Source organism: Limosilactobacillus urinaemulieris, from assembly GCF_014838745.1.
Classification (GTDB): Bacteria; Bacillota; Bacilli; order Lactobacillales; family Lactobacillaceae; genus Limosilactobacillus; species Limosilactobacillus urinaemulieris.
Genome location: NZ_JABUXR010000038.1, coordinates 1 through 1552, shown reverse-complemented (window position 1 = coordinate 1552; position 1552 = coordinate 1). Strand labels below are relative to the sequence as shown.

1 pseudogene is annotated in these 1552 nt (G+C 42.5%); it reads left to right on the top strand.

From position 1 onward, the window contains the following. Positions 1-146: 146 nt before the first annotated feature. Positions 147-1510 (top strand): annotated as a pseudogene (locus HUK45_RS09255) (ISLre2 family transposase). Positions 1511-1552 lie beyond the last annotated feature (42 nt).

The window sequence follows — 1552 nt, the reverse complement described above, 5'->3', positions numbered from 1 at the left end:
GTTAGTGTAAGATTTTCATAGGTTGGATGAATAAATCATCTGGTCGTGAAAATCCTTTTTTCTATACCAATTTGCTTATTTACAAAAAAAGAAAAGACCGGTAGCCTTTAGTGTGCTGAATACTAAACAAAGGTAGGTCTTTCCTCATGACTATTTTAACAGAAATCGATCGTAATTTGGCAAAAGCTGATAGTTTATTTGAAGCTGAACAGGTGATTTTAAACGGCGTCCTCCGCTTAGGCCAAGTAATGATGCAAAACTTTATGGAGGGATTGGATCAAAGCTTGAAGTCCCAGACACCGGCTAATTACCAAGTAATTAATAAGCAAGCACGGACCCTTAACTGCATTTTCGGCCCTGTCACCTTTCGGCGACGTTATTATCAAACGGGTTTGGGTAGGCATGAATTTTATCTTGATCGGAAGCTCCAGCTGAAGCCACGGCGACGTTTATCACCGCATTACTTAATGATGATGGCGAAAATCGCTCAGACCACAACGATGCGTAATACGGCAAATATTTTGAATCTGGTCTTTGATAGTGGAATTACGGCAGATTCGGTGATGCATGCCGTGCATGAGTTAGGTAGCCAGGTAGCTAAAGAAAGTCAGCGCAATGAACAAAAGACCGTTCATCGCCAAGTTCCCAAGCACTTAACTATTGAGGGCGATGCATTTATGATTAAAAGTCAACACCCCGCCCAGCTGACGCTGGTTCATCATTATCGAGTGTATGAACGGGAGGCTAATCATATCATTAATCGCCACGATTTCTTAAGTGTTGACCATCAGGAACAGCTATAATCACGACTAAGTGACTATTTAGATCGTCATTATAAGCTGCATGGACAAACGATCTTTTTGGCGAGTGACACTGGACCAGGCTCTTAACCTTAGTCCCTCAAGGAGCCCAGGGTGAATATTTTTTAGACCGTTATCACTGCTTTCAGAAAATTGAACATACCTTAGGCCATCAAAATGAGTTAACTGTAAAAGCAATCCAAACCGTGCGAGATTATGATAAGCACCAGTTAACATTAGTTTTGGATACGTATGAGTCACAAGACTTAACTCCCCATCAAGAAGCCGACCTAACGCGGCTACGGAAATATTTAACGCGGAACTGACCATATCTTTTAGCACCTCAACGACGCGGGTTTAAAGGCATGCGTCTCATTGGATCAATTGAAAGCGCTCATCGCGCTTTTACCTATCGCATGAAGAAACAGGGGAAGTCGTGGACAATTAAGGGAGCTAAAGCCATGATTGGGTTAATCGAAGCACGAGTCAATGGCGAATTACCGACTAATTTAACTACTACCCTCAATCAATTGACTGTCCTACCCAAGGTAGAGTCACCGCATCTACTGCAGGAACTACAGATTCGAACTGGCGAATTTTTACGCAGGGTACCCACGCCATCTTCATCAGGCATGATCCACGGAGACATTCCAATTAATACTGCAACTAGTAGACCAATGGGCCGAGTTCTTAAGACTCTTACGCACTAAAACTGCATATTTAAAGGCTACCTATGAAAACTTGACAGATAC